27 protein-coding genes and 1 pseudogene are annotated in these 26,195 nt (G+C 69.0%); 10 read left to right on the forward strand and 18 right to left on the reverse strand.

The genetic code is table 11. The annotated features are described in order from the left end of the window. Positions 1 to 3 precede the first annotated feature (3 nt). The 3 genes and pseudogenes from pdxR (at position 4) to ACLIVD_RS25060 (ending at position 3,563) form a co-directional block, all read left to right on the forward strand. Positions 4 to 1,512 (forward strand): MocR-like pyridoxine biosynthesis transcription factor PdxR, encoded by a 1,509-nt coding sequence (pdxR, locus tag ACLIVD_RS25050; protein ID WP_317567639.1) that lies wholly within the window; start codon positions 4 to 6, stop codon positions 1,510 to 1,512. Between the two features lie 39 nt (positions 1,513 to 1,551). Beyond that, positions 1,552 to 2,996: pseudogene (locus ACLIVD_RS25055) on the forward strand (amidase). A gap of 3 nt (positions 2,997 to 2,999) precedes the next feature. Beyond that, a complete protein-coding gene (locus tag ACLIVD_RS25060) occupies positions 3,000 to 3,563 on the forward strand; it encodes a TetR/AcrR family transcriptional regulator (RefSeq protein ID WP_105415104.1) in 564 nt (187 codons plus the stop codon). A gap of 51 nt (positions 3,564 to 3,614) precedes the next feature. Here the strand turns inward: ACLIVD_RS25060 and era are convergent, their stop codons facing one another. From era to hrcA, 10 genes are all read right to left on the reverse strand, one after another. After that, entirely contained in the window at positions 3,615 to 4,532 is a 918-nt protein-coding gene (gene era, locus ACLIVD_RS25065) for a GTPase Era (protein ID WP_491930823.1), read from the reverse strand. Continuing rightward, positions 4,525 to 4,857: a cytidine deaminase-like protein gene (locus ACLIVD_RS25070; protein WP_105415158.1), complete on the reverse strand. Its 333-nt coding sequence runs from the start codon at positions 4,855 to 4,857 to the stop codon at positions 4,525 to 4,527. Before ACLIVD_RS25070 ends, era begins: the two co-directional genes overlap by 8 nt. Beyond that, positions 4,850 to 6,166 carry a hemolysin family protein gene (locus ACLIVD_RS25075; RefSeq protein ID WP_280782443.1) on the reverse strand — a complete coding sequence of 439 codons (1,317 nt, stop codon included), beginning with the start codon at positions 6,164 to 6,166 and terminating at the stop codon, positions 4,850 to 4,852. Before ACLIVD_RS25075 ends, ACLIVD_RS25070 begins: the two co-directional genes overlap by 8 nt. A 21-nt stretch (positions 6,167 to 6,187) precedes the next feature. Then, positions 6,188 to 6,730, reverse strand: a complete 543-nt coding sequence (gene ybeY, locus ACLIVD_RS25080; protein ID WP_054248715.1) for an rRNA maturation RNase YbeY — start codon at positions 6,728 to 6,730, stop codon at positions 6,188 to 6,190. Positions 6,731 to 6,766: 36 nt separating this feature from the next. Beyond that, on the reverse strand, positions 6,767 to 7,840 hold the full coding sequence (locus ACLIVD_RS25085; protein ID WP_477955827.1) for a PhoH family protein: 1,074 nt from the start codon (positions 7,838 to 7,840) through the stop codon (positions 6,767 to 6,769). A gap of 108 nt (positions 7,841 to 7,948) precedes the next feature. Next, positions 7,949 to 8,272: a hypothetical protein gene (locus ACLIVD_RS25090; RefSeq protein WP_491930824.1), complete on the reverse strand. Its 324-nt coding sequence runs from the start codon at positions 8,270 to 8,272 to the stop codon at positions 7,949 to 7,951. 136 nt (positions 8,273 to 8,408) lie between these two features. Beyond that, positions 8,409 to 9,170: an alpha/beta hydrolase family protein gene (locus ACLIVD_RS25095; RefSeq protein ID WP_491930825.1), complete on the reverse strand. Its 762-nt coding sequence runs from the start codon at positions 9,168 to 9,170 to the stop codon at positions 8,409 to 8,411. Positions 9,171 to 9,176: 6 nt separating this feature from the next. Continuing rightward, on the reverse strand, positions 9,177 to 9,938 hold the full coding sequence (locus ACLIVD_RS25100) for a 16S rRNA (uracil(1498)-N(3))-methyltransferase (protein WP_418342527.1): 762 nt from the start codon (positions 9,936 to 9,938) through the stop codon (positions 9,177 to 9,179). A 2-nt stretch (positions 9,939 to 9,940) separates the two neighbouring features. After that, a complete protein-coding gene (gene dnaJ, locus ACLIVD_RS25105) occupies positions 9,941 to 11,092 on the reverse strand; it encodes a molecular chaperone DnaJ (RefSeq protein WP_005247937.1) in 1,152 nt (383 codons plus the stop codon). An 86-nt stretch (positions 11,093 to 11,178) separates the two neighbouring features. Continuing rightward, positions 11,179 to 12,222, reverse strand: a complete 1,044-nt coding sequence (hrcA, locus tag ACLIVD_RS25110; protein ID WP_105415156.1) for a heat-inducible transcriptional repressor HrcA — start codon at positions 12,220 to 12,222, stop codon at positions 11,179 to 11,181. Positions 12,223 to 12,431: 209 nt separating this feature from the next. Here hrcA and ACLIVD_RS25115 point away from each other — a divergent pair, with 209 nt between their 5' ends. Beyond that, positions 12,432 to 12,749, forward strand: coding sequence for a type II toxin-antitoxin system VapB family antitoxin (locus ACLIVD_RS25115; protein WP_005261240.1), 318 nt, complete (start codon positions 12,432 to 12,434; stop codon positions 12,747 to 12,749). Between the two features lie 78 nt (positions 12,750 to 12,827). Here ACLIVD_RS25115 and hemW read toward each other — a convergent pair whose 3' ends face one another. Next, positions 12,828 to 14,051: a radical SAM family heme chaperone HemW gene (gene hemW, locus ACLIVD_RS25120; RefSeq protein ID WP_491930826.1), complete on the reverse strand. Its 1,224-nt coding sequence runs from the start codon at positions 14,049 to 14,051 to the stop codon at positions 12,828 to 12,830. Between the two features lie 138 nt (positions 14,052 to 14,189). Between hemW and ACLIVD_RS25125 the strand changes: the two genes are divergently transcribed. The 6 genes from ACLIVD_RS25125 to ACLIVD_RS25150 all read left to right on the forward strand — a co-directional run bounded on the left by ACLIVD_RS25125 (position 14,190) and on the right by ACLIVD_RS25150 (position 19,827). After that, positions 14,190 to 14,282 carry an Ms4527A family Cys-rich leader peptide gene (locus tag ACLIVD_RS25125; RefSeq protein ID WP_368681498.1) on the forward strand — a complete coding sequence of 31 codons (93 nt, stop codon included), beginning with the start codon at positions 14,190 to 14,192 and terminating at the stop codon, positions 14,280 to 14,282. 120 nt (positions 14,283 to 14,402) lie between these two features. Continuing rightward, a complete protein-coding gene (locus tag ACLIVD_RS25130) occupies positions 14,403 to 16,124 on the forward strand; it encodes a nitrite/sulfite reductase (protein WP_009473957.1) in 1,722 nt (573 codons plus the stop codon). Continuing rightward, complete coding sequence (locus ACLIVD_RS25135) at positions 16,088 to 16,828, forward strand: phosphoadenylyl-sulfate reductase (RefSeq protein WP_283333647.1); 741 nt, start codon at positions 16,088 to 16,090, stop codon at positions 16,826 to 16,828. The genes ACLIVD_RS25130 and ACLIVD_RS25135 overlap by 37 nt, the downstream gene beginning before the upstream one ends. Continuing rightward, positions 16,825 to 17,778, forward strand: coding sequence for a sulfate adenylyltransferase subunit CysD (gene cysD / locus ACLIVD_RS25140; RefSeq protein WP_280782437.1), 954 nt, complete (start codon positions 16,825 to 16,827; stop codon positions 17,776 to 17,778). The genes ACLIVD_RS25135 and cysD overlap by 4 nt, the downstream gene beginning before the upstream one ends. 2 nt (positions 17,779 to 17,780) lie before the next feature. Continuing rightward, on the forward strand, positions 17,781 to 19,067 hold the full coding sequence (locus ACLIVD_RS25145; protein WP_280782436.1) for a sulfate adenylyltransferase subunit 1: 1,287 nt from the start codon (positions 17,781 to 17,783) through the stop codon (positions 19,065 to 19,067). A gap of 4 nt (positions 19,068 to 19,071) precedes the next feature. Next, a complete protein-coding gene (locus ACLIVD_RS25150) occupies positions 19,072 to 19,827 on the forward strand; it encodes a sirohydrochlorin chelatase (protein WP_491930827.1) in 756 nt (251 codons plus the stop codon). Here ACLIVD_RS25150 and ACLIVD_RS25155 read toward each other — a convergent pair. The 7 genes from ACLIVD_RS25155 to ACLIVD_RS25185 form a co-directional block, all read right to left on the reverse strand. Further along, a complete protein-coding gene (locus ACLIVD_RS25155) occupies positions 19,763 to 20,812 on the reverse strand; it encodes an aminotransferase class I/II-fold pyridoxal phosphate-dependent enzyme (protein WP_491930828.1) in 1,050 nt (349 codons plus the stop codon). The genes ACLIVD_RS25150 and ACLIVD_RS25155 overlap by 65 nt on opposite strands. A 1-nt stretch (position 20,813) precedes the next feature. Then, positions 20,814 to 21,836, reverse strand: coding sequence for a 3-oxoacyl-ACP synthase III family protein (locus tag ACLIVD_RS25160; RefSeq protein ID WP_491930829.1), 1,023 nt, complete (start codon positions 21,834 to 21,836; stop codon positions 20,814 to 20,816). Positions 21,837 to 21,839: 3 nt separating this feature from the next. After that, entirely contained in the window at positions 21,840 to 22,499 is a 660-nt protein-coding gene (locus tag ACLIVD_RS25165) for an SRPBCC family protein (protein WP_280782432.1), read from the reverse strand. Then, positions 22,496 to 24,208, reverse strand: coding sequence for a thiamine pyrophosphate-binding protein (locus ACLIVD_RS25170; RefSeq protein WP_491930830.1), 1,713 nt, complete (start codon positions 24,206 to 24,208; stop codon positions 22,496 to 22,498). Before ACLIVD_RS25170 ends, ACLIVD_RS25165 begins: the two co-directional genes overlap by 4 nt. A 187-nt stretch (positions 24,209 to 24,395) precedes the next feature. Further along, positions 24,396 to 25,148 (reverse strand): anti-sigma factor family protein, encoded by a 753-nt coding sequence (locus ACLIVD_RS25175; RefSeq protein WP_491930831.1) that lies wholly within the window; start codon positions 25,146 to 25,148, stop codon positions 24,396 to 24,398. Next, a complete protein-coding gene (locus ACLIVD_RS25180; protein ID WP_280782429.1) occupies positions 25,145 to 25,651 on the reverse strand; it encodes a sigma-70 family RNA polymerase sigma factor in 507 nt (168 codons plus the stop codon). Before ACLIVD_RS25180 ends, ACLIVD_RS25175 begins: the two co-directional genes overlap by 4 nt. Positions 25,652 to 25,772: 121 nt before the next feature. Beyond that, positions 25,773 to 26,174, reverse strand: a complete 402-nt coding sequence (locus tag ACLIVD_RS25185) for a DUF1801 domain-containing protein (RefSeq protein WP_280782428.1) — start codon at positions 26,172 to 26,174, stop codon at positions 25,773 to 25,775. Positions 26,175 to 26,195 lie beyond the last annotated feature (21 nt).

Raw genomic sequence — 26,195 nt, forward strand, 5'->3', positions numbered from 1 at the left:
CCTATGTGGATCAGCTTCCAGATCCACAATCATCAATATCGACAGACCAGTATTGTGGGGACCATGCCCCGGATCAGCCCCGAACTGCACCTGACGTTGCGGCTCCCCGACACCGACGCGCCGCTGCGGCACCGCATCGCGGAGTCGATCCTCGACGAGATCCGCGGGGGTCGCCTGCGACCCGGCGACCCACTGCCCTCCTCGCGGGCGCTGGCCGAACACCTGACGGTCGCGCGGGCGTCGGTGGTCGACGCCTACGACGAACTCTGCTCGTCCGGATACGCGAACGCCCGCGCCGGTTCCGGCACCCGGATCGCACCGGGCGCCGATGTCGCGGCCCGCGCGCACGTCGCCTCGCACACGGTCACCCGAACGTCGAATCGGGCCTTCGCCGCCGCCCCCGGGACACCGGCGGCGCGGTGGGATCTCACTCCGGGCCACCCCGATCCCGCCCTGATCTCCACCGTCGACTGGCGCCGGGCGTGGCGGACGGCCGCCGCCGCGGCCGTGACCTCGGACGTCCCGGGCCCCGGCGCGCACCCGGAGTTGCGACGGTCCCTCGCGGTACATCTACGCCGCACCCGGGGGATCGCGGCGCGCCCCGACGAACTGGTGATCGTTCCCGGAGTCGCCGCTGCGCTCCGCACCCTCGTGGCCGCAGCAGGACTCGGCGGCCGGGACGTGGTGTTCGAGGAGCCCGGCTACAGCCGGGCCCGCACCGTCCTCGACGATTCGGGGGTGCGGACGCGCAGCGTGTCCGTGGACGGCGACGGCCTCGACCCCGCCCTGCTGCGCGCCACCGACGCCGCGGCCTATTGCACGCCCGCCCATCAGTACCCGATGGGGGCCCGGATGCCGGTGGGCCGCAGGGCGCGGCTCGTGGCCGACGCCGCGGCCTCCGGAACGGTGATCATCGAGGACGACTACGACGGCGAGTTCCGATACGACGTGTCGGCACTGCCCGCCCTGCGCAGCATCGACCGCGGGCCGGAATGCGTGGCGTACGTGGGCACGGCGTCGAAGATCCTCACTCCCTCGATCCGGGTGGCGTGGGTGATCGCGCCTCCGGCGCTCCGGCAGGGACTCGTCCGGGCCCTCGACGCGAGCGGTGAGGCGTGCTGCGCGACCACTGCCCTCGCGCTGGCGCATTTCATCGACTCCGGTGCGCTGTCACGGCACCTCGCCCGCGCCTCCCGCACCTACTCGGCCCGCCGGGCGGCCTTCGTCACCGCACTGCAGCAGCAATTGTCCGCGGTCGACACGGACGGTGCCGGGCTGGCCGGCATCGAGGCCGGCCTCCACGTCGTCCTGACGCTGCCCGATTCCGTCGACGACGTCGCCGTGTCGGCTGAGCTGCAGGACCACGGTGTGACGGTCCCGAGCCTCGCCGATTACCGCACCACAGCGGACGGCCCGCGGGGGCTGGTCTGCGGGTACGCCCGACTCCCCGAATCGCAGGCTCGCGGGGCGGCCGAGGCAATCGGGAGGGTGGTCCGGCAACACCTCGGCTGATACTGTTCGTTCGAACGAACAGTCACGGGGAGGGGCGACATGAGCGCGGGACAACTGGACGATCGACGGCAACGCGACAACGACGGAGATCGGTCCCCGGGACTCGTCGAGCAGGCGCAGGCGCTGGCCTCGGGCGCCACCACGTCGGTCGCGGCCACCCGCGCCGCCCTCGACCGCATCGACGCGAGCCAGCCGACGCTCAACGCGTTCAAGGTGATCCGCCGGACCAAGTCACTGGCCGAAGCCGCCGAGGCCGACCGCCGGATCGCCGCCGGTGAGCGCCTGCCGCTGCTCGGGGTCCCGATCGCCGTGAAAGACGACGTCGACGTGGCCGGCGAGCCGACCGCGTTCGGGTGCCGGGCGACTTCCCGCCCGCGGCGCGCGACTCCGAGTTGGTGCGACGCCTGCGCGCAGCCGGCGCCGTCGTCGTGGGCAAGACCAACAGTCCGGAGCTGGGACAGTGGCCGCTGACCGGCGGTCCCGCCTTCGGGTACACCCGCAATCCCTGGAACGGTGACCACACCCCCGGGGGGTCGTCCGGCGGCGCCGCGGCGGCCGTGTCCGCCGGTGTGGTGGCCGCGGCGATCGGTTCGGACGGCGCCGGGTCCATCCGCATCCCGGCCGCCTGGACCAACCTCGTCGGGATCAAGCCTCAGCGCGGCCGAATCTCCACCTGGCCGGCAGCCGAGGCGTTCTACGGCCTTACCGTCAACGGCCCGCTGGCCCGGACGGTCGCCGACGCGGCGCTGCTTCTCGACGTCGCGTCGGGACCGCACGAGGGCGACCTGCACACCCCCGCACCGGTCACCGTCAGCGACGCCGTCGGCCGCGACCCCGGACCGCTGCGGATCGCGCTGTCGCTGCGGATCCCGTTCACCGCGACCCCCACCGCGCTGCATCCCGAAGTCCGCCAGGGCGTCGCACGGATCGCCGAGGCGCTGCGCAAGCTCGGGCATCGCGTCGTGGTGGACGACCCCGACTACGGGATCATGTTCGGGCTCGGCTTCCTCCCGCGGTCGATGGTCGGCATCGACGACTGGGTACGGAAGGTCCCGGACCCGTCACTCGTCGACCCCCGCACGAAGGGCAACGCCCGGACCGGGCGACTGTTGCGTGGGGCACCGCTACGCGCCGCCCGCGCCGCCGAGCCGAGGATGCAGCGACGGGTGGGGGCGATCTTCGACAAGTACGACCTCGTCCTCGCCCCGACCACCGCGACTCCCCCACCGAGGGTCGAGGGGATCGACGGCATCAGCTCGTGGGCCACGGACAAGGTGATCACCGCGGTCTGCCCGTACGCGTGGCCGTGGAACGTGCTGGGCTGGCCCAGCGTGAACGTGCCGGCCGGGTTCACGTCCGGCAACCTGCCGACCGGAGCCCAGCTGATGGGACACGAGGGTGCCGAGCCGCTGCTGGTGTCGGTTGCGGCTCAGCTGGAGTCGGTGTTGCGGTGGGACCTGGAACGTCCCGAGAAATGGTGGTGACCGGTGGCTTCGACGGACGTTCGTGACCGCATCCTCGCGGCGGCGTTGCACATCGTCGGCACGGAAGGCATTCCCGGCGTGACCAATCGGCGGATCGCCGCGCAGGCCGGGGTGTCGCTCGGCTCTATCACGTACCACTTCCCCACGCAGACGGACCTGTTGCGCGCCGCGCTGTCCGGGTTCGTGACGGAGGAGACGCAGCGGCTGTCGGAGCTGGCGGAGGGGTACCGGGACAAGGGACTGAGCCTCGAGGACGCCGCGGCGCTCACCGGGAAGGTCGCGAAGGACCTGGCGTTCTCCGCCGAGCGGATCGCCCCGTTCGAGCTGTACATCCAGGCGGGACGCGACCACGAGCTGCGTCAGGCCGCGGCCGAATGTTTCGCCGCGTACGACGATTTGACGGTGACGATCCTCACCGCCCTCGGCGTCCCGGACGCGGCGTCCGTCGCACCGACCATCGTCGCGACCATCGCCGGCCTGCAGCTCAGGAGACTCGCGACCGGAAGCGACGGCGATCACGACTTCGCGACGTCGGTGCTCCTCCTTCTGAGGGCCGCCGCCCCGTGAGTGGTTGACGAGCCTCTGGACTCGTTCACCACGCACGGGTGGCGCAGCCGCCTAGAACCCCAGGCGGCCCAGCTGTTTCGGGTCGCGCTGCCAGTCCTTGGCCACCTTGACGTGCAGTTCGAGGAAGATCTTGGTGCCGAGCAGCTTCTCGATCTGCAGCCGGGCCTTGGTCCCCACTTCGCGGAGGCGGGCGCCGCCCTTGCCGATCACGATGCCCTTCTGGGACGGGCGTTCGACGTAGAGCAGGGCGTGGACGTCGAGCAGTTCGCCCTGCTTCTCGGTGCGTCCCTCGCGGGGGATGATCTCTTCGATGACCACGGCCAGGGAGTGCGGCAGTTCGTCGCCGAGCCCCTCGAGTGCGGCCTCGCGGATGAGTTCGGCCATCAGCGTCTCTTCGGGCTCGTCGGTGAGCTCGCCGTCCGGGTAGAACGCCGGGCCCTCCTCCATCTTCGACGCGAGGACGTCGACGAGCACCTCCACCTGCTCACCGGAGGCGGCGGACACGGGCACGACATCCGTCTCGGGACCGAGGAGCTTGGACACGGCCAGCAACTGCTGCCCGACCATGTCCTTGCTGACCTTGTCGATCTTCGTGACGATGCCGACGAGCGTGGTCTTCGGCGCGATCTGACGGACCTGCTGCACGATCCACCGGTCGCCGGGGCCGATCTTCTCGTCTGCCGGGAAGCACAGGCAGATCACGTCGACCTCGGAGTAGGTGTCCCGCACGAGGTCGTTGAGGCGCTGGCCGAGGAGCGTCCGGGGGCGGTGCAGCCCGGGGGTGTCGACGAGGATCAGCTGCGCGTGGTCGCGGTGCACGATGCCGCGGATGGTGTGGCGGGTGGTCTGCGGACGCGAGGACGTGATCGCGATCTTGCTGCCCACCAGCGCGTTGGTCAGCGTGGATTTGCCCGTGTTGGGCCGTCCGACGAAACAGACGAATCCGGAACGGAATTCGGTTTTACTCATGTTGCTCCTCGATCACGGATCCATCGGTTCGCGCGAAGACGACGGCCGCCTGCGCACTGACTTCGTGTAGGGCGGCGATGCCCGGGTCTTCCGGGTCGCCGCCGATCACGACTGCGGCCTCGAATCCCTCGGCGCCACTCGACACCGCCGCCGCGACAGCAGCCTGCAGCGCGGTCAGCGACAGCGCCGCCAGCGCGACCGCGCCCGCCGAGTAGGTGCGGCCGTCGAGATCGCGGACGGCCGCGCCCTGACCACTTCCGGTGCGGCCGAACGCTCCTCGCGCGAGCACGACCAGTTTGGCGTCTTCGTCGCCCAGTTCAGTCATCGCCGTCCTCCCGGTCGCCGTCGCCACTGTCGTCCTCGTCGATGGGGGCGCGTTGCACGAAGACCGTGCTGATGCGCACCCGCCCGCGCACGTCGGGTGAGCCCTCGCCGCGCAGGACGAGACCGTGCGAGACGACCTCCGACCCCGGGAGCGGCACCCTGCCGAGCTCGTAACCGATGAGCCCGCCGACTGTTTCGACCTCGTCGTTCTCGACCTCGATGCCGAACAGTTCGCCGAGATCCTCGATCGGCAGACGCGCGGAGACCCGGTACATGCCGTCGCCGAGATCCTCGACGGGCGGTGTCTCGTCCTGGTCGTACTCGTCGGCGATCTCACCGACGATCTCCTCGATGACGTCCTCGATGGTGACGAGCCCGGCGATTCCGCCGTATTCGTCGACCAGCACGGCCATGTGGTTGCGGTCGCGCTGCATCTCGGCGAGCAGGCTGTCGAGGGGCTTGGAATCGGGCACGAACACGGCGGGCCGCATCACGTCGGCGACGCGGACGCTGCGTCCGCCGTCGCGCGAGTGGTACGTCTCCTGCACGAGATCCTTGAGGTACACCACACCGAGCACGTCGTCGACGTTCTCCCCGATCACGGGGATCCGCGAATGTCCGCTGCGGACAGCCAGCGACGTCGCCTGTCCGGCGCTCTTGTCGCTCTCGATCCACACCATCTCGGTGCGCGGCACCATCACCTCGCGGGCGGACGTGTCGCCGAGTTCGAACACCGACTGGATCATCCGGCGTTCCTCGTCGGCCACCACGCCGCGCTCCTGCGCCATGTCGACGAGTTCGCGCAGTTCGATCTCGGAAGCGAAGGGGCCGTTGCGAAATCCCTTACCCGGGGTGATCGCGTTACCGATCAGGATCAGGAGGCGGCTGATCGGACCGAGCAGAGTTCCGATGACCTGCAGGGGAAACGACGTGATCAACGCGATCGAGTAGGCGTGCTGGCGACCGAGCGTCCGGGGGCCGACCCCGATCACCACGTAGTCGACGAGCACCATGATGATCGCGGTGAACGTGAGCGCCCACACGGGCTCGAGGAGATCGGACAGGCCACCGACGAGCACCACCGTGGCCGTGATCTCGCACAGGATGCGCAGCAGCACCATGAGATTCACGTAACGCGGGCGATCCGACAGGATGCGGAGCACGCGGGTAGCTCCGGGGCGATCCTCCTTCGCCATCTCCTCGATGCGCGCGGACGAGATCGTGTTGAGTGCGGAATCGACGGCGGCGAAGACACCACCGAGCGGGACGAGGACGATCGCGAGGACGATCAGCGCGATGGCGCTACTCACAGAAGACCCTTCACGTGGCGGTTACTGGTCCGGTGAGTCGAAGAAGCCGGCCTTGCCGAGCAGCTTCTGATCCCGGGCAGCGAGTGCGGCGTCGCGTTCGGCCCTGCGAAGATCCTCGTACCAGTCTTCGAGCAACTGGTTCTGCAGGCCGAACATCTCCTTCTCCTCCTCCGGTTCGGCGTGGTCGTAGCCGAGGAGGTGGAGCACACCGTGCACGGTGAGCAGAGCGAGTTCGTGAGCGAGCGGGTGACCAGCCTTGTCGGCCTGGTCCGCGGCGAAGGACGGGCACAGCACGATGTCACCGAGCATCGACGGGCCGGGCTCGGGCGAGTCCGGGCGACCGCCGGGCTCGAGCTCGTCCATCGGGAACGACATCACGTCGGTGGGACCGGGCAGGTCCATCCACCGCATGTGGAGGTCGGCCATGGTGGCCGAGTCCACGAGGACCATCGACAACTCGGCCGCGGGGTGCACGTCCATCCTCGCGATCACGAAGCGGGCAACGCTGATCAGCTCCTCTTCGGAGACGTCCATGCCCGATTCGTTCGAGACTTCGATGCTCATGTGTGTCGCTTCCTCCTGGTTCCGGCGACACTCACCCTACCGTCGTGGAGAACGCGAGTGCGCCGCTCTCCGCTGTGCGCGGTTCCCGAGCTCGACCTTGCCGTCCCGGTCCGCCTCGAAACGCTCGTACGCGTCGACGATGTCGGACACCAGCCGGTGCCGGACCACGTCGCTGCTGTTGAGTTCGGCGAAGTAGATGTCGTCGATGTCACCGAGGATCTCGGTGGCCGCGCGGAGCCCGGACCGGGCACCGCCCGGCAGGTCCACCTGCGTGACGTCGCCGGTGACCACGACCTTGGAGCCGAAGCCCAGCCGGGTGAGGAACATCTTCATCTGCTCGGCGGTGGTGTTCTGCGCCTCGTCGAGGATGATGAACGCGTCGTTGAGCGTGCGGCCACGCATGTACGCCAGCGGCGCCACCTCGATGACACCCGACTGCATCAGCTTCGGGATGGCCTCGGGGTCCATCATGTCGTGGAGTGCGTCGTGCAGCGGGCGCAGGTACGGATCGATCTTCTCGTGCAGCGTGCCGGGCAGGAACCCGAGCCGCTCCCCCGCCTCGACCGCGGGACGGGTGAGGATGATCCGCGACACCTGCTTGGTCTGCAGGGCCTGCACCGCCTTCGCCATGGCGAGGTAGGTCTTGCCGGTGCCGGCGGGCCCGATGCCGAACACGATGGTGTTGGCGTCGATCGCGTCGACGTAGCGCTTCTGGTTCAGCGTCTTCGGCCGGATCGTCTTGCCGCGCCGCGACAGGATGTCGAGGGTCAGGACCTCGGCGGGCGAATCGCTCAGCCCCTGCGTGAGCATGCCGACCGTGCGACGCACCGCGTCGGGGGTCAGCGGTTGCCCGCGACCGACGATGGAGCCCAGTTCCGCGATGACCCGTTCTGCGAGCGCGACGTCGCCGGGCCGTCCCGTCAGTGTGACGGCGTTGCCGCGTACATGGATGTCTGCGTCCAGGACCCGTTCGAGAGCGCGCAGGTTCTCGTCGGAAGAACCGAGGAGAGGCGGGACCGTTTCGGGTGGGAGATCGATACTCGAACGCACGGTGCGTTCCGCCGGACGCGTGGCGCCGAACGTCTCGCCGTTCTGGTCTTGTTCGCTCACGTGAGGAATATGGCCTTCTTCCCGGTTCCTGGGCGGTCACGACGGTCGTCGTGATGAGGGAAGTCTATCGCTCGCAGGTCACGGCGCCCACCCGATTACACGACGCCGTCACCACTTCGGGACGTCCTGATGCTCGCGCAACCGGTGCCGCGCCTCGTCCACGACGCGCGCCCCGTCGGCCGGCGTCGGCCCGAGCACCGCGAGGTACGCGACCGCGCACGATGCCCCCGAATCCTGCACTTCGCCGGAATTCGCCTGGTCCAGCAGGGTGATCGTCGTCGATTCCGCTAGAGGTACGACGAGAACACCCGGGAACGCTGCCACGCTCGACGACCCGCACCTCCCGGTTGCGCACCACCCCGAGGAGATCTGGATGCGCTGCTCGCCGAGTTCGCGGCGGGCGAACGACACACAGCATGCGGAACCGGTCACCGATCGGTCACCCGCGCCGAGCGCCTCCCGGCACTCCTGGACGCCGCGGGTACGGCGTTCGGGAACGGCCAGGGAATCGGGGCCGCGATCGTGGCCCTCGTCCTGCCCGGGTGACGCCGAATCCGGCGACCGCGGTTCAGAACTCGCCGGCGTCGGACAGTAGGGCGTCCCGCGAGATCTTCCAGCAGTCGGTCTCGGGATTCAGGAAGGCGTAGTGGTCTTCGCCGTCGACGACATGCAGCGCGACCGGATCCCCGGCCGCCCGCGCGGCCTCGCTGTACCGCACACTCACCTTCGCCGGAACCTGCGCGTCCTCCGTGCCGTGGACGCACACCACCGGCACCCCGGTGGGGATGCGGTGCAGTGGGGACGCGGCGCGGTACCGGTCGGGGTCTTCGTCGAAGGGGACTCCCAGGAGATCCTCGATGTAGCCGATCCGCCGGCCCCGCTCGCCCGCGGACGCGAGGTCGAGGGCGCCTGCCTGGGAGACGACCCGCTCCGGCCGGACGGCCGTCCGCTTCTCCCTGGCGAGCCACACCGCGAGCTGTCCGCCGGCCGAGTGGCCGACGACCCGGACCTTCGACAGGTCGAACGGGACGGGCGACTGCTCGGCGACCGGACCGGCGATCGCGTCGAGCGCGGCGACGACGTCGGCGGACATCTCGTCCCACCGGCCGCCCGCACCGAGCCTGCGGTATTCGATGTTCCAGACGGCGACGCCGTGGCGGGCGAGGTCGACCGCGAAGCTCGTGCCCAGGTTCAGGTGGTACTTCCCGCTCCAGAAGCCGCCGTGGACGACCATCACCACCGGGACCGCGGCGGCCACGGGCTCCTCGGGCGGGTAGAAGTGCCCGAACTGCTGCGGTTCGGTTCCGTAGGCGATGCGAATGCGGTCCACGGACAGTCAGGCTAGCGGGGCCGCGCCCCAGCGGTCCGTGAGGACACCGATGGCGCCCAGCGCGACGGCCGCGGCGGTCGAGGTCCGCAGAACGTGCGGGCCGAGCAGCACCGGGACGGCGCCGGCGTCCGTCAGTGCGGCGATCTCCTCCTCGGAGATTCCGCCCTCGGGGCCGACGACGAGCACGATCTCGGCCGCCGAGCGCAGCGGAAGCTCGGCGAGGCCCTGGGTGGCCGCCTCGTGCAGCACGGCGACGACGCCGCCCCGGCCGACCACCTCACGGACGACGGCGAGCATTCCGGCGGTGCGGTGCAGTTCCGACACCTCGGGGACGATCGGCCGCCGGGACTGCTTGGCGGCGGCGAGCGCCGCGCTGCGCCAGCGAGCGACACCCTTCGCGAGCTTGGGGCCCTCCCACCGCGCCACACACCGCGAGGACTGCCACGGCACGATCGCGTCGACGCCGGCCTCGGTGGCCAGCTCGACCGCCAACTCGGACCGCTCCGCCTTCGGAAGCGCTTGCACCACAGTCACACTCGGCGACGGCGCGGACACCTGACGACGCTCGTGAACGGTGAGTTCGAGCCGGTCCTTGGCGGCCGCCGTCACCTCGGTGTCGGCGAGACCACCCCGGCCGTCGGCCAGCACGATCCGCTCCCCGATGCCGATCCGGCGCACCGTCGCGGCGTGCCTGCCCTCCGGGCCGTCCAGGACCGCGGTGCTCCCCACCTCGGGCAGCGGGTCGAGGAAGAAGACCGTCGCCGCCACGGTCAGCGACCGCTGAACGCTTCGCGCAGGCGTGAGAACAATCCGCCGCTGTGCTGCGACTGGGTGGAGACGACCTCGGCGACGTCGCGGTCGCGCAGGTCCTTGAGTTCGCGGAGAAGCTTCGTCTCCTTGTGGTCCAGTCGCGACGGAACCACGACCTCGAGGTGGGCGTGCACGTCGCCGCGGATACCGGAACGCAGCTTCGGCATGCCGTGCCCGCGCAGGACCGTCACCGATCCCGGCTGGGTCCCCGGCTCGATGGTGATCTCCTTGGGCCCGTCGATGATCGTGTCGATCGTCACGGTCGTGCCGAGGGCGGCGTCGATCATCGGAACCCGGATCGTGCAGTGCAGGTCTTCGCCGTCGCGCACGAACACCTCGTGCGCCTGCTCGACCACCTCGACGTACAGGTCGCCTGCAGGTCCGCCACCGGGGCCGACCTCGCCCTGCGCGGCGAGCCGGATCCGCATTCCGCCTGCGACGCCTGCGGGCACCTTCACCGTGATGTCGCGGCGGGCGCGGACCCGGCCGTCGCCGCCACACTTGTGGCAGGGGTCGGGGATCGTCTCGCCGGCGCCGCGGCAGGTGGGGCACGGCCGCGACGTCATGACCTGGCCGAGGAACGAACGCTGCACCGACTGGACCTCGCCGGCGCCGCCACAGGTCTCGCAGCGCACCGGCTTGGAGTCGCCGTTGGTGCCCGCACCGGTGCAGCTGTCGCACAGGATCGCCGTCTCGACGGTGACCTGCTTGCTCACGCCGGTCGCGCACTCCGCCAGCGTCAGCCTGGTGCGCAGGAGTGAATCAGCGCCCGGCTGGACGCGGCCGCGGGGCCCGCGACCCGCACCGCCTCCGCCGCCGAAGAACGCTTCGAACACGTCGCCGAGGCCGCCACCGAAACCGCCGCCGAAGCCGGCTCCACCTCCGCCACCACCCGAGGAGAGGGGGTCGCCGCCGAGGTCGACGATGCGACGCTTCTCCGGATCGGACAGCACCTCGTAGGCCGTCGAGATGTCCCGGAACCGGGCCTGCGCCGCCTCGTCGGGGTTCACGTCGGGATGCAGTTCCCTCGCAAGCTTGCGGTACGCGCGCTTGAGCTCCTGATCGGTCGCCTTCTGATCGACGCCGAGCGTTGCGTAGTAATCCCGTGCCACGTTGAGTCTCTCGTCCTTCTCTACTTCGTTATCTCGCTACCGGTACGTGTGCTCGTTCACGGTGGCGCTGTCGCCGGGGCCGGCCGTCACCGCTCGGCGAGCACCTGGCCGATGTATCTCGCAACGGCTGCCACCGACGCAATTGTTCCCGGATAGTCCATTCGGGTGGGTCCGAGGACGCCCATTCCACCGAGCACGGTGCCTGCCGCACCGTAACCGGTCGAGATGACGGAGGTGCCGCGCATCTGCTCCACCTGGGTTTCCTCACCGATCCGCACCGTCACGGTGCCCGCGTCCTGCGTGGCGGCCAGCAGCTTGAGCACCACCACCTGCTCCTCCAGCGCCTCGAGGACCGCCCGCAGCGAACCGGGGAATCCGCTGATTCCCGAGAAGTCGGCGGCGTTGCGGGTCAGATTCGCGGTGCCGCCGAGGACCAGCCGCTCCTCGGGGTGCTCGACGAGCGTCTCCACCAGCACGGTCGCCGAACGGATCACGGCATCGCGCAGATCCTCCGGGGCCTCGTCGGCCAGCTCCGAGACCGCGATGGACGCCGCCGCCAGCCGCTTGCCGTCGAGGGCGCCGCCGAGCAACCCGCGCAGCCGTGCCAGATCCTCGTCGTCCAGCACGTCGCCGAGTTCGACGATGCGCTGATCCACTCGGCCCGAATCGGTGATGAGCACGAGCAGCAGGCGGGCAGGCGTCAGCGCGACAACCTCGAGGTGCCGGACCGACGACGCCGAGAGTGTGGGATATTGCACAACCGCGACCTGGCGTGTGAGTTGCGCGAGCAGGCGCACACCACGCCGGAGGACGTCGTCCAGGTCGACGCCGGATTCGAGGAAATCGAGGATCGCGCGCCGCTCCGCCGTCGACAGCGGCTTCACGTCGGCGATGCGGTCGACGAACTGCCGGTAGCCCTTGTCCGTGGGAACACGACCGGAACTCGTGTGCGGCTGGGCGATGTAGCCCTCGCTCTCGAGAAACGCCATGTCGTTGCGGACCGTCGCACTGGAAACGCCCAGGTTGTGCCGCTCGACCAGCGCCTTCGATCCCACCGGCTCCTGGGTCGAGACGTAGTCGGCGACGATGGCGCGGAGAACCTCGAACCGTCTGTCGTCCGTACTCGACATCGCCGTCCACCTCCAGTTCTCGATCATCACGGGCAGCGGCGTCACCGAACCTTCGTTCGGATCGGCCGCCACATCCCCTGAGCTACGTGCAGATGCACGTGCATCTCGGCTCGGTCCAGTCTAATCGCCGCGCCGCCGATACCGGTTCAGGCCTTACTGTGGTGACCGGAGACGAGCAGAGGCAACGACCACGGGCGGATGACGAGGCGATGATTTTCAAAGGTGTCATGGACGGCAAGCCGTACCCGGACCACGGGTTGTCGCTGCGCGACTGGTCCAAGATCCCACCCCGGCAGGTGCGGCTCGACGAGATCGTCACCACGACCAAGGTTCTCGAGCTCGACCGGTTGCTGTCGGAGGACTCGACGTTCTACGGCGACCTGTTCCCGCACGCGGTCCAGTGGCACGGGGTGCTCTATCTCGAGGACGGGCTGCACCGGGCCGTGCGTTCGGCACTGCGGAACCGCGTGGTGCTGCATGCCCGCGTCTTCGACTACGACGAGATGCCCGGCATCGTCACGGCCTGAGGTTTCGAGGGCTGAGCGGTCGAGGGCTGAGCGGTCGAGGGCTGGGCGGTCGAGGGCTGGGCGGTCGAGGGCTGAGCGTCAGCGCAGCACCGTCCGGACCACGGCGTCGGCGAGGAGCCGCCCGCGGTCGGTCAGCACCAGGTGCTCGCCCTCGCGCACGAGCAGTCCGTCGGCCACCACGGTCTCGGCCGCGCGCTGCTCCGCGGCATCCAGCTCCGCCACCGGCAGTCCCGTCCGCAGCCGCGCGGTCAGCATCACCCGCTCGACGTGGACGTCCTCCGCCGTCAGCTGTTCGCTCCCACCGACGGGCAGACTTCCCACCGCCAGCTGGTCCGCGTAGCGCGCCGGATGCTTGACGTTCCACCAGCGGACTCCGCCGACGTGGCTGTGCGCGCCCGGCCCGGCGCCCCACCAGTCCCCGCCGTCCCAGTACCCCAGGTTGTGCCGGCAACGTGATTCCCCCGTCGCGGCGTCAGCCGATGCCCAGTTCGACACCTCGTACCAGGTCAGGCCCGCTTCCGCGAGCCGCGCGTCGATGCGCTCGTACCGCGACGCCAGGACGTCGTCGTCGGGCGCGGGCAGTTCGCCGCGGCGCACCTTCCTCGCCAGCGCCGTGCCGTCCTCGACGATCAGGGCGTAGGCGGATACGTGGTCCACCCCGGCGGACAGCACGGCGTCCAGCGAGAGGTCGAGGTCCTCGTCGCGCTCCCCCGGCGTTCCGTAGATGAGGTCGAGATTGACGTGCTCGAACCCGGCGGCCCGCGCCTCCTGCGCCGCCGCCACGGCGCGTCCCGGCGTGTGGGTGCGGTCGAGCACCTTCAGCACGTGCTGCGCCGCCGACTGCATGCCCAGCGAGATCCGCGTGAATCCGCCGGCGCGCAACCGCTCGAAGAACTCCGGCGACGTGGACTCCGGGTTCGACTCGGTGGTCACTTCGGCGCCCTTCGCGAGGCCGAAGCTCGAGCGGACCGCACCGAGAACGTCCGACAGTCCGTCGCCGCCGAGGAGTGACGGCGTGCCGCCGCCGACGAACACCGTGTCCACGGCCGGGGCGCCCGTCATCTGCGCGGCGAGGTCGAGTTCGCGGCGCAGACCTTCCATCCACGACTGCGGCGACGCGGACGTCCCCAGCTCGCCTGCCGTGTACGTGTTGAAATCGCAGTATCCGCAGCGTGTGGCACAGAAAGGCACGTGCACATAGATCCCGAACGGGCGGCTCCCCACACCCTTCAACGCACTCCCGGGCAGCGCGAATGCCGCCGCCTCGTCGCGTCCGACCGTGGTAGTGCTCGTTCCGTTCACCCTTACAGTCTCCATGGTCGGCTCACCTCCGGTGTCCACCCGGCCGTCGCGGGCCCCTCCTCGTGATATTTCCCGCAAAAATGGTGGAAATCGGTGCCCGGCTCTGCGTGAGCGATCTGACGTGGCACAATGGTCGGCATGACCGGACCCGGAGTGCGACTTGTGGCGCGTCGTCACGTCGATCTCAAGCGTGTCTGCAGCTGTTGTTGTCTGCCCTGTATCGCGCAGTAATTCAGCCTGTCAGCCCGTTCATCATTCTTCTCGACTTCCGGCCGGATTCGAATGCCCCGAGCGAGGATCAGCCCTCCTCCTCGGCCTCAGCCGGTGCATCTTGAGATTCAGGAGTGCTCCATGACGTCGACCACCGACGCCTCCCCCGCTGCCGTTGACGCAGCACCCGCGCGTACGCGCACGGCGAAGCCGGCTCGGCGACGCGCCGAAGGCCAGTGGGCCCTCGGCTACCGCGAGCCCCTCAATGCCAACGAGCAGGCCAAGAAGGACGACAACCCGCTCAACGTCCGGGCCCGTATCGAGAACATCTACTCGAAGCAGGGCTTCGACAGCATCGACAAGGGTGACCTGCGTGGCCGTATGCGCTGGTGGGGTCTCTACACCCAGCGCGAGCAGGGGTACGACGGCACCTTCACCGGTGACGAGAACATCGACCTGCTCGAAGCCAAGTACTTCATGATGCGGGTCCGCTGCGACGCCGGCGCCCTGAACGTCGAGCAGCTGCGCACCATCGCCGGTATCTCCACCGAGTTCGCGCGCGACACCGCCGACCTCTCGGACCGCGAGAACGTCCAGTACCACTGGATCGAGGTCGAGAATGTCCCGGAGATCTGGAAGCGCCTCGAAGGCGTCGGCCTCAAGACCACCGAGGCGTGCGGTGACTGCCCCCGCGTCGTCCTGGGTTCACCGCTGGCCGGTGAGTCGTTGACCGAGGTCCTCGACCCCACTCCCGCGATCGATGAGATCGTCCGCCGCTACATCGGCAAGCCCGAGTACTCGAATCTGCCACGCAAGTTCAAGACCGCGATCTCCGGTCAGCAGGACGTGGTGCACGAAATCAACGACGTCGCGTTCGTCGGGGTCAACCACCCCGAGCACGGTCCCGGCCTCGACCTGTGGGTCGGCGGCGGGCTGTCCACCAACCCGATGCTGGCGCAGCGGGTCGGCGTCTGGGTGCCGCTCGACGAGGTTCCCGACGTGTGGGAGGCCGTCGTGTCGATCTTCCGCGACTACGGCTACCGCCGGCTGCGGAACAAGGCCCGCCTGAAGTTCCTGGTCAAGGACTGGGGTATCGAGAGGTTCCGCGAGGTCCTCGAAACCGAGTACCTGAAGCGCAAGCTCATCGACGGCCCCGCGCCGGAGAAGCCCACCCGGCCGATCGACCACGTCGGTGTGCAGAAGACCCGCAACGGTCTCAACGCCGTCGGCGTCGCCCCCATCGCAGGTCGCGTGTCCGGCACAATCCTGGCCAAGGTCGCGGACGCCGCGGAGCGGGCAGGCAGCGACAAGATCCGCTTCACGCCGTACCAGAAGCTGATCATTCTCGACGTCGCCGACGACAAGCTCGAGCAGCTGATCGCCGACCTGGACGAGGTGGGCCTGCCCGCGCGTCCGTCGCACTGGCGTAAGAACCTGATGGCGTGCTCGGGCATCGAGTTCTGCAAGCTCTCGTTCGCGGAGACGCGGAAGCGCTCGCAGGTGCTCGTTCCCGAACTCGAGCAGCGGCTCGCCGACATCAACGCGCAGCTCGACGTGCCGATCACGATCAACATCAACGGCTGCCCGAACTCCTGCGCCCGCTCGCAGGTAGCCGACATCGGATTCAAGGGGATGCTCGTCGACGACGGCGAGGGCAACCAGGTGGAGGGCTTCCAGGTTCACCTCGGCGGCAGCCTCGGATTCGATTCGGCCTTCGGCCGGAAGCTTCGCCAGCACAAGGTCACCAGCACCGAACTCGGTGACTACATCGATCGCGTCGTCCGCCACTTCGTGAAGCACCGCAACGAGGGTGAACGCTTCGCGGAATGGGTCGTGCGCGCAGACGAAGGAGACTTGCGTTGAATCTCGCCACAGCCACCCAGGACGACCTACGGCTCCTTGCCGCGCAGGGGGCGGCAAGTCTCGAGGGCGCCTCTGCGCAGGAACTGCTGCAGTGGACCGAGGACACGTTCGGAAGCGACTACATCGTCGCCTCGAACATGCAGGACGGCGTTCTGGTCCACCTCGCCGCCCAGGTCCATCCCGGTGTGGACGTGCTGTTCCTCGACACCGGATACCACTTCGCGGAAACCATCGGCACCCGTGACGCCGTCGAGCAGGTGTACGGCGTCAACGTGATCAACGCGCGGGCCGAGGCGAGTGTCGCCGAACAGGATGCGGCGGAGGGCAAGGATCTGTTCGCCCGCGAACCCAACCGGTGCTGCGCACTGCGGAAGGTCGCCCCGCTGAAGAAGACCCTCTCCGGCTACAAGGCGTGGGTCACCGGCATCCGGCGGGTCGAGGCGCCCACCCGCGCCAACGCCCCCCTGATCTCGTTCGACGACGCGTTCGGTCTGGTGAAGATCAACCCGATCGCCGCGTGGTCCGACGAAGACATGCAGTCCTACATCGACGAGCACTCGATTCTGGTGAATCCGCTCGTCGACGAGGGATATCCGTCCATCGGGTGCGCTCCGTGCACCAGCAAGCCAGCCCCCGGCAGCGATCCGCGCAGCGGCCGCTGGGCCGGTCAGGCCAAGACAGAATGCGGGTTGCACGCCTCATGACCATCGACATTTCCCATTCCCTCGCCGAATCCGCAGTCCGGCCGCAGTTGGACGGGTCGCAGTTCGACACGCTCGACGCCCTCGAGTCGGAAGCCATCCACATCTTCCGTGAGGTCGCGGGCGAGTTCGAACGCCCGGTGATCCTGTTCTCCGGCGGCAAGGACTCCACGGTGCTGCTGCACCTGGCGATCAAGGCGTTCTGGCCTGCGCCGCTGCCGTTCGCGCTGCTGCACGTCGACACCGGACACAACCTGCAGGAGGTCCTCGACTTCCGCGATCACGTCGTGTCCAAGTACAACCTGCGTCTGCACGTGGCGAAGGTCGAGGACTACCTGGCCGACGGCCGGCTCACCGAACGCCCCGACGGGATCCGCAACCCCCTCCAGACCGTTCCGCTGCTCGACGCCATCGCCGAGAACCGTTTCGACGCGGTCTTCGGTGGCGCCCGACGCGACGAGGAGCGCGCCCGCGCCAAGGAGCGCATCTTCTCGCTGCGCAACGCATTCGGCCAGTGGGACCCGAAGAAGCAGCGCCCCGAACTGTGGAACCTGTACAACGGCAAGCACTCCCCCGGTGAGCAGGTCCGCGTCTTCCCGCTCAGCAACTTCACCGAACTCGACATCTGGCGGTACATCGCCCGTGACAACGTCGAACTGGCCAGCATCTACTACGCGCACCAGCGCGAGGTGTACCAGCGCGACGGCATGTGGATGACTCCCGGTGTGTGGGGCGGACCGTCCGAGGGTGAGGACCTGCAGACGCTGTCGGTGCGGTACCGCACCGTCGGCGACGGATCCACCACGGGCGCAGTTCTTTCCGACGCCGGCGACAACGAGGCGATCCTCGCCGAGGTCGCAGCGTCCCGGCTGACCGAGCGCGGCGCAACCCGTGGCGACGACCGAGTTTCCGAAGCGGCCATGGAAGACCGCAAGCGAGAGGGCTATTTCTGATCATGAGCGACCTTCTGAGGCTTGCCACCGCCGGCAGTGTGGACGACGGCAAGTCGACCCTCGTCGGCCGTCTGCTGTACGACACGAAATCGGTTCTCGCCGATCAGATCGACGCCGTCACCCGGGCGTCGGTCGACAAGGGGCTGTCCACCCCCGACCTGTCCCTGCTGGTCGACGGTCTGCGTGCGGAGCGCGAACAGGGCATCACGATCGACGTGGCATACCGGTATTTCGCGACCCCCCGCCGCTCGTTCGTCCTCGCCGACACTCCCGGGCACGTGCAGTACACCCGGAACACGGTGTCGGGTGCATCCACCGCGCAGATGGTCATCCTGCTGGTCGACGCCCGCAAGGGTGTCATCTCCCAGACGCGCAAGCACGCCGCCGTTCTCGCGCTGCTCGGCGTCCCCAAGCTGGTGCTGGCCGTCAACAAGATCGACCTCGTCGAGGATCCGGCCACCGTGTTCGCGAACATTTCGGCGGAGTTCAACTCGCTGACCAGTTCGCTCGGCTGGGCGTCCGAGGACGTCGTCGAGATCCCGGTGTCGGCCCTGCACGGCGACAACGTCGCGGTGCGTTCGGAGAACACCCCGTACTACGACGGCCCCACGCTCATCGAGCATCTCGAGTCGGTGCCCGTCGACGCCGAACCCCACCGGGTCGGTCTCCGTTTCCCCGTCCAGTACGTGATCCGTCCGCGCACCCCGGAGTTCCCGGACTACCGCGGGTACGCCGGGCAGGTCGCCGCGGGTGAGGTGACTCCGGGCGACGAGGTCGTGATCCTGCCGTCCGGTGTCCGGACCACGGTCACCCGCATCGACACCGCGGACGGCGAACTCGACAGCGCCCACGCCGGCCGCAGCGTCACTCTCGTGCTGGCCGACGACGTCGACGTCTCCCGCGGCGACGTCATCGCCTCCCCCGCCGACGCCCCGGAGCCGCTCGGCGAGTTCGACGCGACGGTGTGCTGGCTGGCCGAGAAGCCACTGCGTCCCGGTGCCCGCCTGCTGCTCAAGCACGGCACCCGCACCACGCAGGCCATCGTCGGCACACTCGTCGAGCGTTTCAACGAGCAGGAGCTCACCTCGGAGCCCAGCCCGGAGTCGTTGGAACTCAACGAGATCGGCAAGATCTCGGTGCGCGTCGCCGAGCCGATCGTGGCGGACGACTACACCGTGAACCGCCACACCGGCAGCTTCCTGCTGATCGACCCGGCCGGCGGCAACACGCTCGCGGCCGGCCTCGTCGGAGATGCCATCGCAGCGGTGGAGCTCGGCGAGCGCGTCTAGTGCGATGACCCCGCTGATCGCTGTCGCTCACGGCAGTCGCGACCCCCGCAGTGCGCGGGTGGTGGCGGCTGCCGTGTCGGCGCTCCGGGCGGAGCGACCGGACCTCGACGTCCGGCTGTGCTTCCTCGACCTCAACGCGCCGTCCGTGGACCAGGTGCTCGACGCGGTCGCCGCCGAGGGGCATTCCGCCGCCGTGGTCGTGCCGATGCTGCTGGGCAGCGCGTTCCACGCCCGCGTCGATCTTCCGGCGCTCCTGGACGCCGCCCGCCTCCGTCACCCGCACCTGCACGTCCGGCAGGCCGACGTTCTCGGGCACGACGCGCGGCTGGTCGAGGCCGTCCGTGACCGCATCGGCGAGGCCGGCGGTTCCGCCGGTGAGTCCGGTCTCGGGATCGTCCTCGCCGCGGTCGGCTCGTCCGACCCGGCCGCGAACGACCGCACTCGCGAGCTGGCCGGATCGCTCGTCGCGGGCACCCGATGGTCGGGAGCGGTGACGTGTTTCGCGACGTCGGCGGAACCGACGGTGCAGCAGGCGATCTCGACGCTGCGGCAGGCCGGTGCCGAGCGCATCGTGATCGCGCCGTGGTTCCTGGCGCCGGGACTGCTCACCGATCGGGTGAGCCGTGCGGCGGAATCCTGCGGCCCCGGCATCACCTACGCGGCCACCATCGGACCGCACCCCCGGCTGCTCGATGTCATGCTCGACCGATACTCGCAGACCCACACGGAGCTGCAGCGGTACCGGGCGCTGTCGGCCTGAGCGCGTCGATCACCGCACGCCCGGCATCCGGGTTCCCGACCGCTATCCGCGCGTCACCATTGGGGTAGGTGCGCGCGTGGATGCCGGCACGGGCCAGTGCGTCACCGACGTCCCCTCCGGGGAGGTACAGGAAGTTGGCGTGACTGCGCGGGACCGGAATTCCCGCCGCCCTCACCGTACGCCACAGTTCCTCGCGCTCGGCGACGATGGCAGCCACCCGGGAACGGAGCTCGTGCTCGGCGGCGTACGACGCCGTGACCGCGGGAACGGCGGCGCTGCCCATCCCGAACGGCAGTTGCAGCGTTCGAATCGTCCGCGCCAGTGCCGCATCCGCGAAGCCGAATCCGATACGCAACCCGGCCAGTCCGTACGCCTTGGAGAACGTTCGCAGGAACACGACGTTCGGGTGTTCGGCGATGATGCGATGCACGTCCAGGACCTGTCGGCGGTCGACGAACTCCACGTAGGCCTCGTCGAGGACGACGACCACCCGGTCCGGAACATGACGGAGGAAGTCCGCCAGTTCGGCGGGGTCGACGAGCGTTCCCGTGGGGTTGTGCGGGCGGCAGACGACGACGAGCCGGGTGCGGTCGTCGATCGCGGCCGCCATCGCGGCCAGATCCTGCCCGCCGTCCGGGAGAATCGGTACCGGTACCGCGTCGAGTGCCGCGATGCGCGCCATGATCGGGTACCCGTCGAACGTCGGCGCGGTGAACACGATCCGCTCCCCCGGCCCGGCGACGGAGCGCATGACCTGCAGGGCGACGCCGGTGGCGCCGGCGCCCACCACCACCTGTTCGGTGTCGAGCCCTTCGTGATCCGCGATGACCTGGATCAGCCGGTCGGGCAGGAACTCCGGATACCGATGCGCCCGGCGCATCACACCGTCGAGCGCGGCGAGCACGGAGGGCAGCGGGGCGAACGGGTTCTCGCTCAGCGCGAGATCGAATCTCACACCGGGTCCCGCGATGGTCTGTGTCGTCATTTCACACCCCCGCCGGGGCTGCGCCCCACCGAATGGCCCCGGCCCCGGCGAAGTCGCCGGCGTGCGCGAACGCGGACATCATCACCAGCGAGCCGTTGGGGATTCGGCCTGCCCGGTTCTCGATGTCGAGGGTGACGGGGATCGCGGCGCCGAACAGGTTCCCGCATTCGTCGAACGTGTCGGGGTGTCGTTCCGCCGGAAGCTCGAGTGCGTCCCGCCAGTTGCGGAGAAACAGCCGGTTGGGCTGGTTGGTGACCAGGGTGTCGATCTCGTCGGGGGTGATGCCGATCTGCTTGCACACCGCGAGCGCCACCTCGGGGACGAGCCGGTTTCCGCGGGCGAAGACCTTCGCGATCCTCGATTCGGTGAACCCGATGTGCAGTTGGCCGGTGCCCGCCTCCCAGTACTTGCGGGGCGGATCGACGGCGGCCGTCATGTCTCCGGCGAACTCGGGGTAGGTCCGGCACTCCAGCCCCAGCACCGGTGCGGCCTCCGACTTCACCAGCAGGCATGCGCCCGCGCCGTCACCCGGCACCGCCGACTGTGCCAGCGCGCGCACGTCCGATTGCGTGAAGATCTGGCCGGCGCTGTTCTGCACCGACACGATCAGGGCGGTCGACGCGTCCCCGGTCTGCATGATCCGGCGTGCCAGCTTGATCATGTACACGAACGACGCGCAGCCGCCGTTGTGCAGGTCCACCACCCACTCCGGGGTGATCCCCATCCGGCGCGCGAGTTCTCCGCCGGTGCCCAGGATCGGGACGTCGGGCAGCTGGGTGTGGGTGATGAGAATGTCCACGTTGGAGACGAGTTCGGCGCCGCTCCGTTCGACCAGCGGGGCGATTGCACGTTCCGCCATGTCGACGGCGTTCTCGTCGCTCGCGATGTGGTGGCGGAATTTCGGCGCCCGGAACATGATGTTCTCGGCGAGCCGGTCGGAGGCGGCGAACTGGGCGAAATAGTCCGCTTCCACCCGGTTCTCGGGTAGGTAGCCGGCAATGTCGATCAGGCTGACGGTGTCCATGTCTCACTCACTCATCCAGGTCGGGGTCACGGGCAGGTCGTTCGCCCACCGGTATTCGCAGATCGCCTTGAGATTGCTCATCTCCAGTCGGTGTCCGGCGGCGAACATGTCCCAGAAGTCGCCCACCCACGGAACCCGGTCTGCGGGAGCGGTCTCGGGGTAGGGATTGTCGTCGTAGAACGGATGGTGGCAGTTGGTCCACAGCACGACGGATCCGTCGACGTCCAGGACCGTGCGCGCGTCCACCACCCGCATCAGATACACCATCCACAGGTGTTTGCCCTGGTCCCAGGCACAGTGATAGTCGACGGTCATCGCGGCCGGGTGTGCCACGGTGCGCGTGTAGATCTCGGTGGTGTCGCCCAGGCGGTCGTACGCGAGCCACAGCCCCGGTTCTCCGGCCGGGGTGAATCCGCGGAGGCTGTACGTCCATTCCGCGAGGCTGCGGGTGTGGGAGAGGTAACGGAACACCTCGTCCGGCGGGCAGTCGATGTATTCGTTGACAGTGCAGTACTTTCCGAACACCTGGTCGTGCGGATACACCGACCTCAGCATGTCCATGATGATCGGTGTCGTCGCCTGACGGTCGGAGGTCTCGATGCGGACGAGGCCGGGCAGGTCGGCGGGAAGGTCGGGCAGCGGGGCGATCTCTCGAGCGGTCATCTGCGTGCTCCTTCTCGGGATTCGGATCTCTCGGTCGGGCGTCGTGCGGGCAGGAACGGCAGGAACGGCGGCAACTCGTCGGCGTCGCAGGCGACTTCGATGACAGCGGGCCCCGCCGAGCCGGCCGTGGCGCGTAGCGAGTCGGCCAGGCCGGCGTGCGTGTCGACCGTGTGGGACGGCAAGCCGGGAAACAGTGCGCCGACTCCCGCCGCGATGTGGGCGGGACGAAACCGGCTGTACGTGTATGCGCCCTCGAAGTACACCTGCTCGCGGGTCAGGCACATCGCGTGGGCGTTGTTGTTGAACACGACGAACGTGACCGGCACGTCGTACTCGACGGCCGTGTGGATCTCGAGCCCGTGTGCGTAGAACGCACCGTCGCCTGCGATCACGAACGTGCGGCGGCCCCGTGAGAAGGCGGAACCGATCGCGGCGCCGAACGTGTAGCCCATCCCGCCCATTCCCAGCGCCACCACGAACCGGCCTCCGCTCGGAACCGGAAGATGATGCACCACAGCGGCACCCGTGTTTCCCGCGTCGGCGAACACGTCGGCGCCCGCTGGCATCACCGCGGCGAGCGCCTTCACCGCGTCCGTGTAGCCCAGGCCCGACGTGCCGGACGACGGCACGTCGATCGGGGTCGGCTCGCTCTGCGCGACGGGCGCCCGCAAGGCCGCAAACCCGATTTCGGTGACGAGCCCGCGCAGCGTCGCCCGCAGATCCCGCGTCGGCACGTGATGGGCATGCAGATACGGCTTCGCCGAGCCCACGCTGTACACCAGCGTCTTCTCGAGCGCCCCGTCCAGACCTCCGCGTGCCATCACCGGCAGTCGCGTGCCGACGAGCAGGCAGACGTCGGAATCCTGCAGTGCGTCGACGACATCCGGATTCCCCATCGCGCCGGTGACCCCGAGCCGACCGGGCGCCGCGGGATCGAGCACGTCCCTCGCGTCGGGCGTGACGGCCACCCGGGCGCCGAGCACGTGCGCGAGTTCCGCGAGTTCCCCTCGCGCGCCGGCTCGCGCGACCTCGTCTCCGGCGATGACGGTGACGCGGCCGTAGTCGTCGCGGAGGGCCTCGGCGAGCCGTGCGATCTCCGCCGCGGTGGTGCGTGGTGCGGTCGGGACCGCTCGACGTGGTTCCGGGAACTCACCGAGCGACTGCTGAATGTCCTTCGGCAACAGGAGAACCGCGGGCCCGCCGCGTCGCGCGGCGGCCAGCGCCTCGGCGAGTTGGCGTTCGAGGTCGAGCGGCGACTCGACGCGCGCGCAGTACACGGACACCTCACCGAACAACCGGGTCGCATCGATCGACCCCGCCAGTCCACTCGTGTCCTGGAATGCGCCCATCCCTTCGAGCGTCGTCGGTGGTTGCCCGACCAACGCCAGAAGCGGCACACGCGACGTGAATGCTTCACCGAGACCGGCGATCACATTGAGCGCACCCCCGCCCGACGTCGCCGCGACAACACCGATCCGGTTCGACGTCCGGGCGTACCCGTCGGCCATCGTCGTCGCCGAGAACTCGTGTTTGGCGACGACGCCCTCGACGTCGTGGGAGCGGTGCAGCGCGTCGTACAGGTCCTCGATGTTCGCGCCTCCCACACCGAAGACGTGTTCGACCCCCTCTGCGGCCAGCGCCGCGACGATGTAGTCGGCGACGCGCATGTTCCGACCGGTTGTCCGTGGCTCGTGATCCGTGAGATTCATCGGCAGACCCCCGTGTCGTGGATCGGGTGGGGCGACCTGCGGTCACCCACTGGATATACACACGAACGACGTACCGGTCGGGTTCACCGGTGGCAGAACATTTTTCCGGAAACGTTCGTGACGAACGAAACACGACGGTGGAGCGTGCAGGAGGTATGAAAACCGACCCGACTCCCTGGCGGCTCGCTCACAACGCCGCGGTCAGCAGTACCTCATGGTCGTCGTCGGATCGCACGTCGATGCTCTCGATCGCGTCGACGGGCAGGCTGGTGGTGGCCGTGGGCCGCACCGTCGTGCCGGCCTCACCGGTCCAGGTGGCCAGTGTGGTGACGATTCCAGTGCGGTCGGTGACGGTCAGCGCGTAGCCCTCGGTGTCGGCGCCGTAGCGACCGTCGCCGGGCCACGTGTCCTCGTAGGAGCACTCGACGAAGACGACGGTGCCCCAGGATGTCGACGCGACGGATGCGCTCGCGGTGATCGTCGTCGGAACCACGGGGGTGAACACCGCCTCGGTGGTGTGGTCCGGGACGGGCATGGCCGTGACCGGGGCGGCCGGGGTCCGGTCCTGCGTCACCAGCACCCCCACCGGGACGGCGACGGCGATCACGGCGGCCGCCGCCGCGAGGGCCGTCGCCGCTCGCCGGTGCCGTCGGCGCCGCTGTACCGTCCCCACCAGTTGGGTCAGCACACGTGGTGCGGGGGTCTCCGCATCCGCGGGCGCGGCGTTCCCAGGCAGCGTGCCGAACGCCTCTTCCGGTGTGATCAGGGCCAGCAACCCGGGCATGCCCGCCAGTTCGGACAGGGCCTGCGAGCACTGTGCGCAGTGGGCGAGGTGCGCCTCGTATTCGCGCCGATCGCTCGGGGACATCGCACCGAGCACATATGCGGCGTCCCAGCGGACGTAGGGATCCTCGTGCGACTCGAAGTCGTCGAACGTCATCGGGTCACCCCCATTTCCTGCAGAGCCAATCGAAGGGCCCGCAATCCGTAGTGCATGCGGGATTTCACCGTTCCCTCCGGTATTCCGAGTTCGTCGGCCATCTGGTGGGTCGACATTCCCCGGTAGTAGCCGAGCACGAGAACCGCACGATGGTCGGGGCTGAGCCGGGCCAGCGCATCACCCATCATCCAGGCGTCGAGTGCGCCGTCCGAGCTGTCCGGGGCGGCGCGTTCGGGTGTCGAGCTCATCCCGATCTCACGCTGGGAGCGGGCGCTGCGGTGCTCGTCGAACACGAGGTTCCGGGCGACCGTGAACAACCACGCCCGGGCCGACGACTCCGACTGGTCGAGCACGTTCGGATGCTTCCAGGCTCGCAGCAGGACCTCCTGCACGATGTCGTCGGCGCGGGCGCGGTCGCCGGTCAGCCGCAGGGCATACCGCCACACCGCGGGGGCATGCTCCTCGTACAGGGCGTGCATCAGCTCGGTCTGGGCATCCGGCATCGGTCACCACCTCTCAGCAGTACACACGGTTCACCCGTGCCTCCGGTTCACCGCGCCACCGAAACGCAGGGAAACCCCAGGTGAAACGGGTCGCAGCGGCCGAAAACCCTTGGCCCGTACGCTAGGAGATGTTCAGCGCCACGGCGGCGTGGACGAGCGCCTGGAACGCCTCGGCGTCGATCGTGTCGCCCTCGTGGAAATCGATGGCACGCCGAGTGTTGCCTTCGAGGCTGGAGTTGAAGAGGCCTGACGGGTCGTTCAGCGAAGCGCCCTGGGCGAACGTCACCTTCACCGCATTCTTGTACGTCTCACCGGTGCAGATCATTCCGGCGTGCGACCATACCGGCACCCCTCGCCACTTCCACTCCTCGACGACGTCGGGGTCGGCCTGCGTGACGAGGGCACGGATCCGGGCGAGCGTCTCGCCCCGCCAATCACCCAGCTCCTCGATTCGCGCATCTATCAACTGCGAGGGAGTGTCACCTTCGCCTCCCTCTCCCGAGCCGCTCGTCCGCGTCTTCATGGTGGGCTGTCGCTCTCCTTC

The organism is Rhodococcus sp. G6(2025), assembly GCF_058628105.1.

Excerpts from the sequence above, each read along its gene's own strand:
- pdxR (WP_317567639.1), top strand. The coding sequence starts at position 4 with ATGTGGATCAGCTTCCAGATCCACAATCATCAATATCGACAGACCAGT.
- era (WP_491930823.1), bottom strand. The coding sequence starts at position 4,532 with ATGAGTAAAACCGAATTCCGTTCCGGATTCGTCTGTTTCGTCGGACGG.
- ACLIVD_RS25070 (WP_105415158.1), bottom strand. The coding sequence starts at position 4,857 with ATGACTGAACTGGGCGACGAAGACGCCAAACTGGTCGTGCTCGCGCGA.
- ybeY (WP_054248715.1), bottom strand. The coding sequence starts at position 6,730 with ATGAGCATCGAAGTCTCGAACGAATCGGGCATGGACGTCTCCGAAGAG.
- hrcA (WP_105415156.1), bottom strand. The coding sequence starts at position 12,222 with ATGTCGAGTACGGACGACAGACGGTTCGAGGTTCTCCGCGCCATCGTC.
- ACLIVD_RS25115 (WP_005261240.1), top strand. The coding sequence starts at position 12,432 with ATGATTTTCAAAGGTGTCATGGACGGCAAGCCGTACCCGGACCACGGG.
- ACLIVD_RS25125 (WP_368681498.1), top strand. The coding sequence starts at position 14,190 with ATGACCGGACCCGGAGTGCGACTTGTGGCGCGTCGTCACGTCGATCTC.
- ACLIVD_RS25130 (WP_009473957.1), top strand. The coding sequence starts at position 14,403 with ATGACGTCGACCACCGACGCCTCCCCCGCTGCCGTTGACGCAGCACCC.
- ACLIVD_RS25135 (WP_283333647.1), top strand. The coding sequence starts at position 16,088 with ATGGGTCGTGCGCGCAGACGAAGGAGACTTGCGTTGAATCTCGCCACA.
- cysD (WP_280782437.1), top strand. The coding sequence starts at position 16,825 with ATGACCATCGACATTTCCCATTCCCTCGCCGAATCCGCAGTCCGGCCG.
- ACLIVD_RS25145 (WP_280782436.1), top strand. The coding sequence starts at position 17,781 with ATGAGCGACCTTCTGAGGCTTGCCACCGCCGGCAGTGTGGACGACGGC.
- ACLIVD_RS25150 (WP_491930827.1), top strand. The coding sequence starts at position 19,072 with ATGACCCCGCTGATCGCTGTCGCTCACGGCAGTCGCGACCCCCGCAGT.
- ACLIVD_RS25155 (WP_491930828.1), bottom strand. The coding sequence starts at position 20,812 with ATGACGACACAGACCATCGCGGGACCCGGTGTGAGATTCGATCTCGCG.
- ACLIVD_RS25160 (WP_491930829.1), bottom strand. The coding sequence starts at position 21,836 with ATGGACACCGTCAGCCTGATCGACATTGCCGGCTACCTACCCGAGAAC.
- ACLIVD_RS25165 (WP_280782432.1), bottom strand. The coding sequence starts at position 22,499 with ATGACCGCTCGAGAGATCGCCCCGCTGCCCGACCTTCCCGCCGACCTG.
- ACLIVD_RS25170 (WP_491930830.1), bottom strand. The coding sequence starts at position 24,208 with ATGAATCTCACGGATCACGAGCCACGGACAACCGGTCGGAACATGCGC.
- ACLIVD_RS25175 (WP_491930831.1), bottom strand. The coding sequence starts at position 25,148 with ATGACGTTCGACGACTTCGAGTCGCACGAGGATCCCTACGTCCGCTGG.
- ACLIVD_RS25180 (WP_280782429.1), bottom strand. The coding sequence starts at position 25,651 with ATGCCGGATGCCCAGACCGAGCTGATGCACGCCCTGTACGAGGAGCAT.
- ACLIVD_RS25185 (WP_280782428.1), bottom strand. The coding sequence starts at position 26,174 with ATGAAGACGCGGACGAGCGGCTCGGGAGAGGGAGGCGAAGGTGACACT.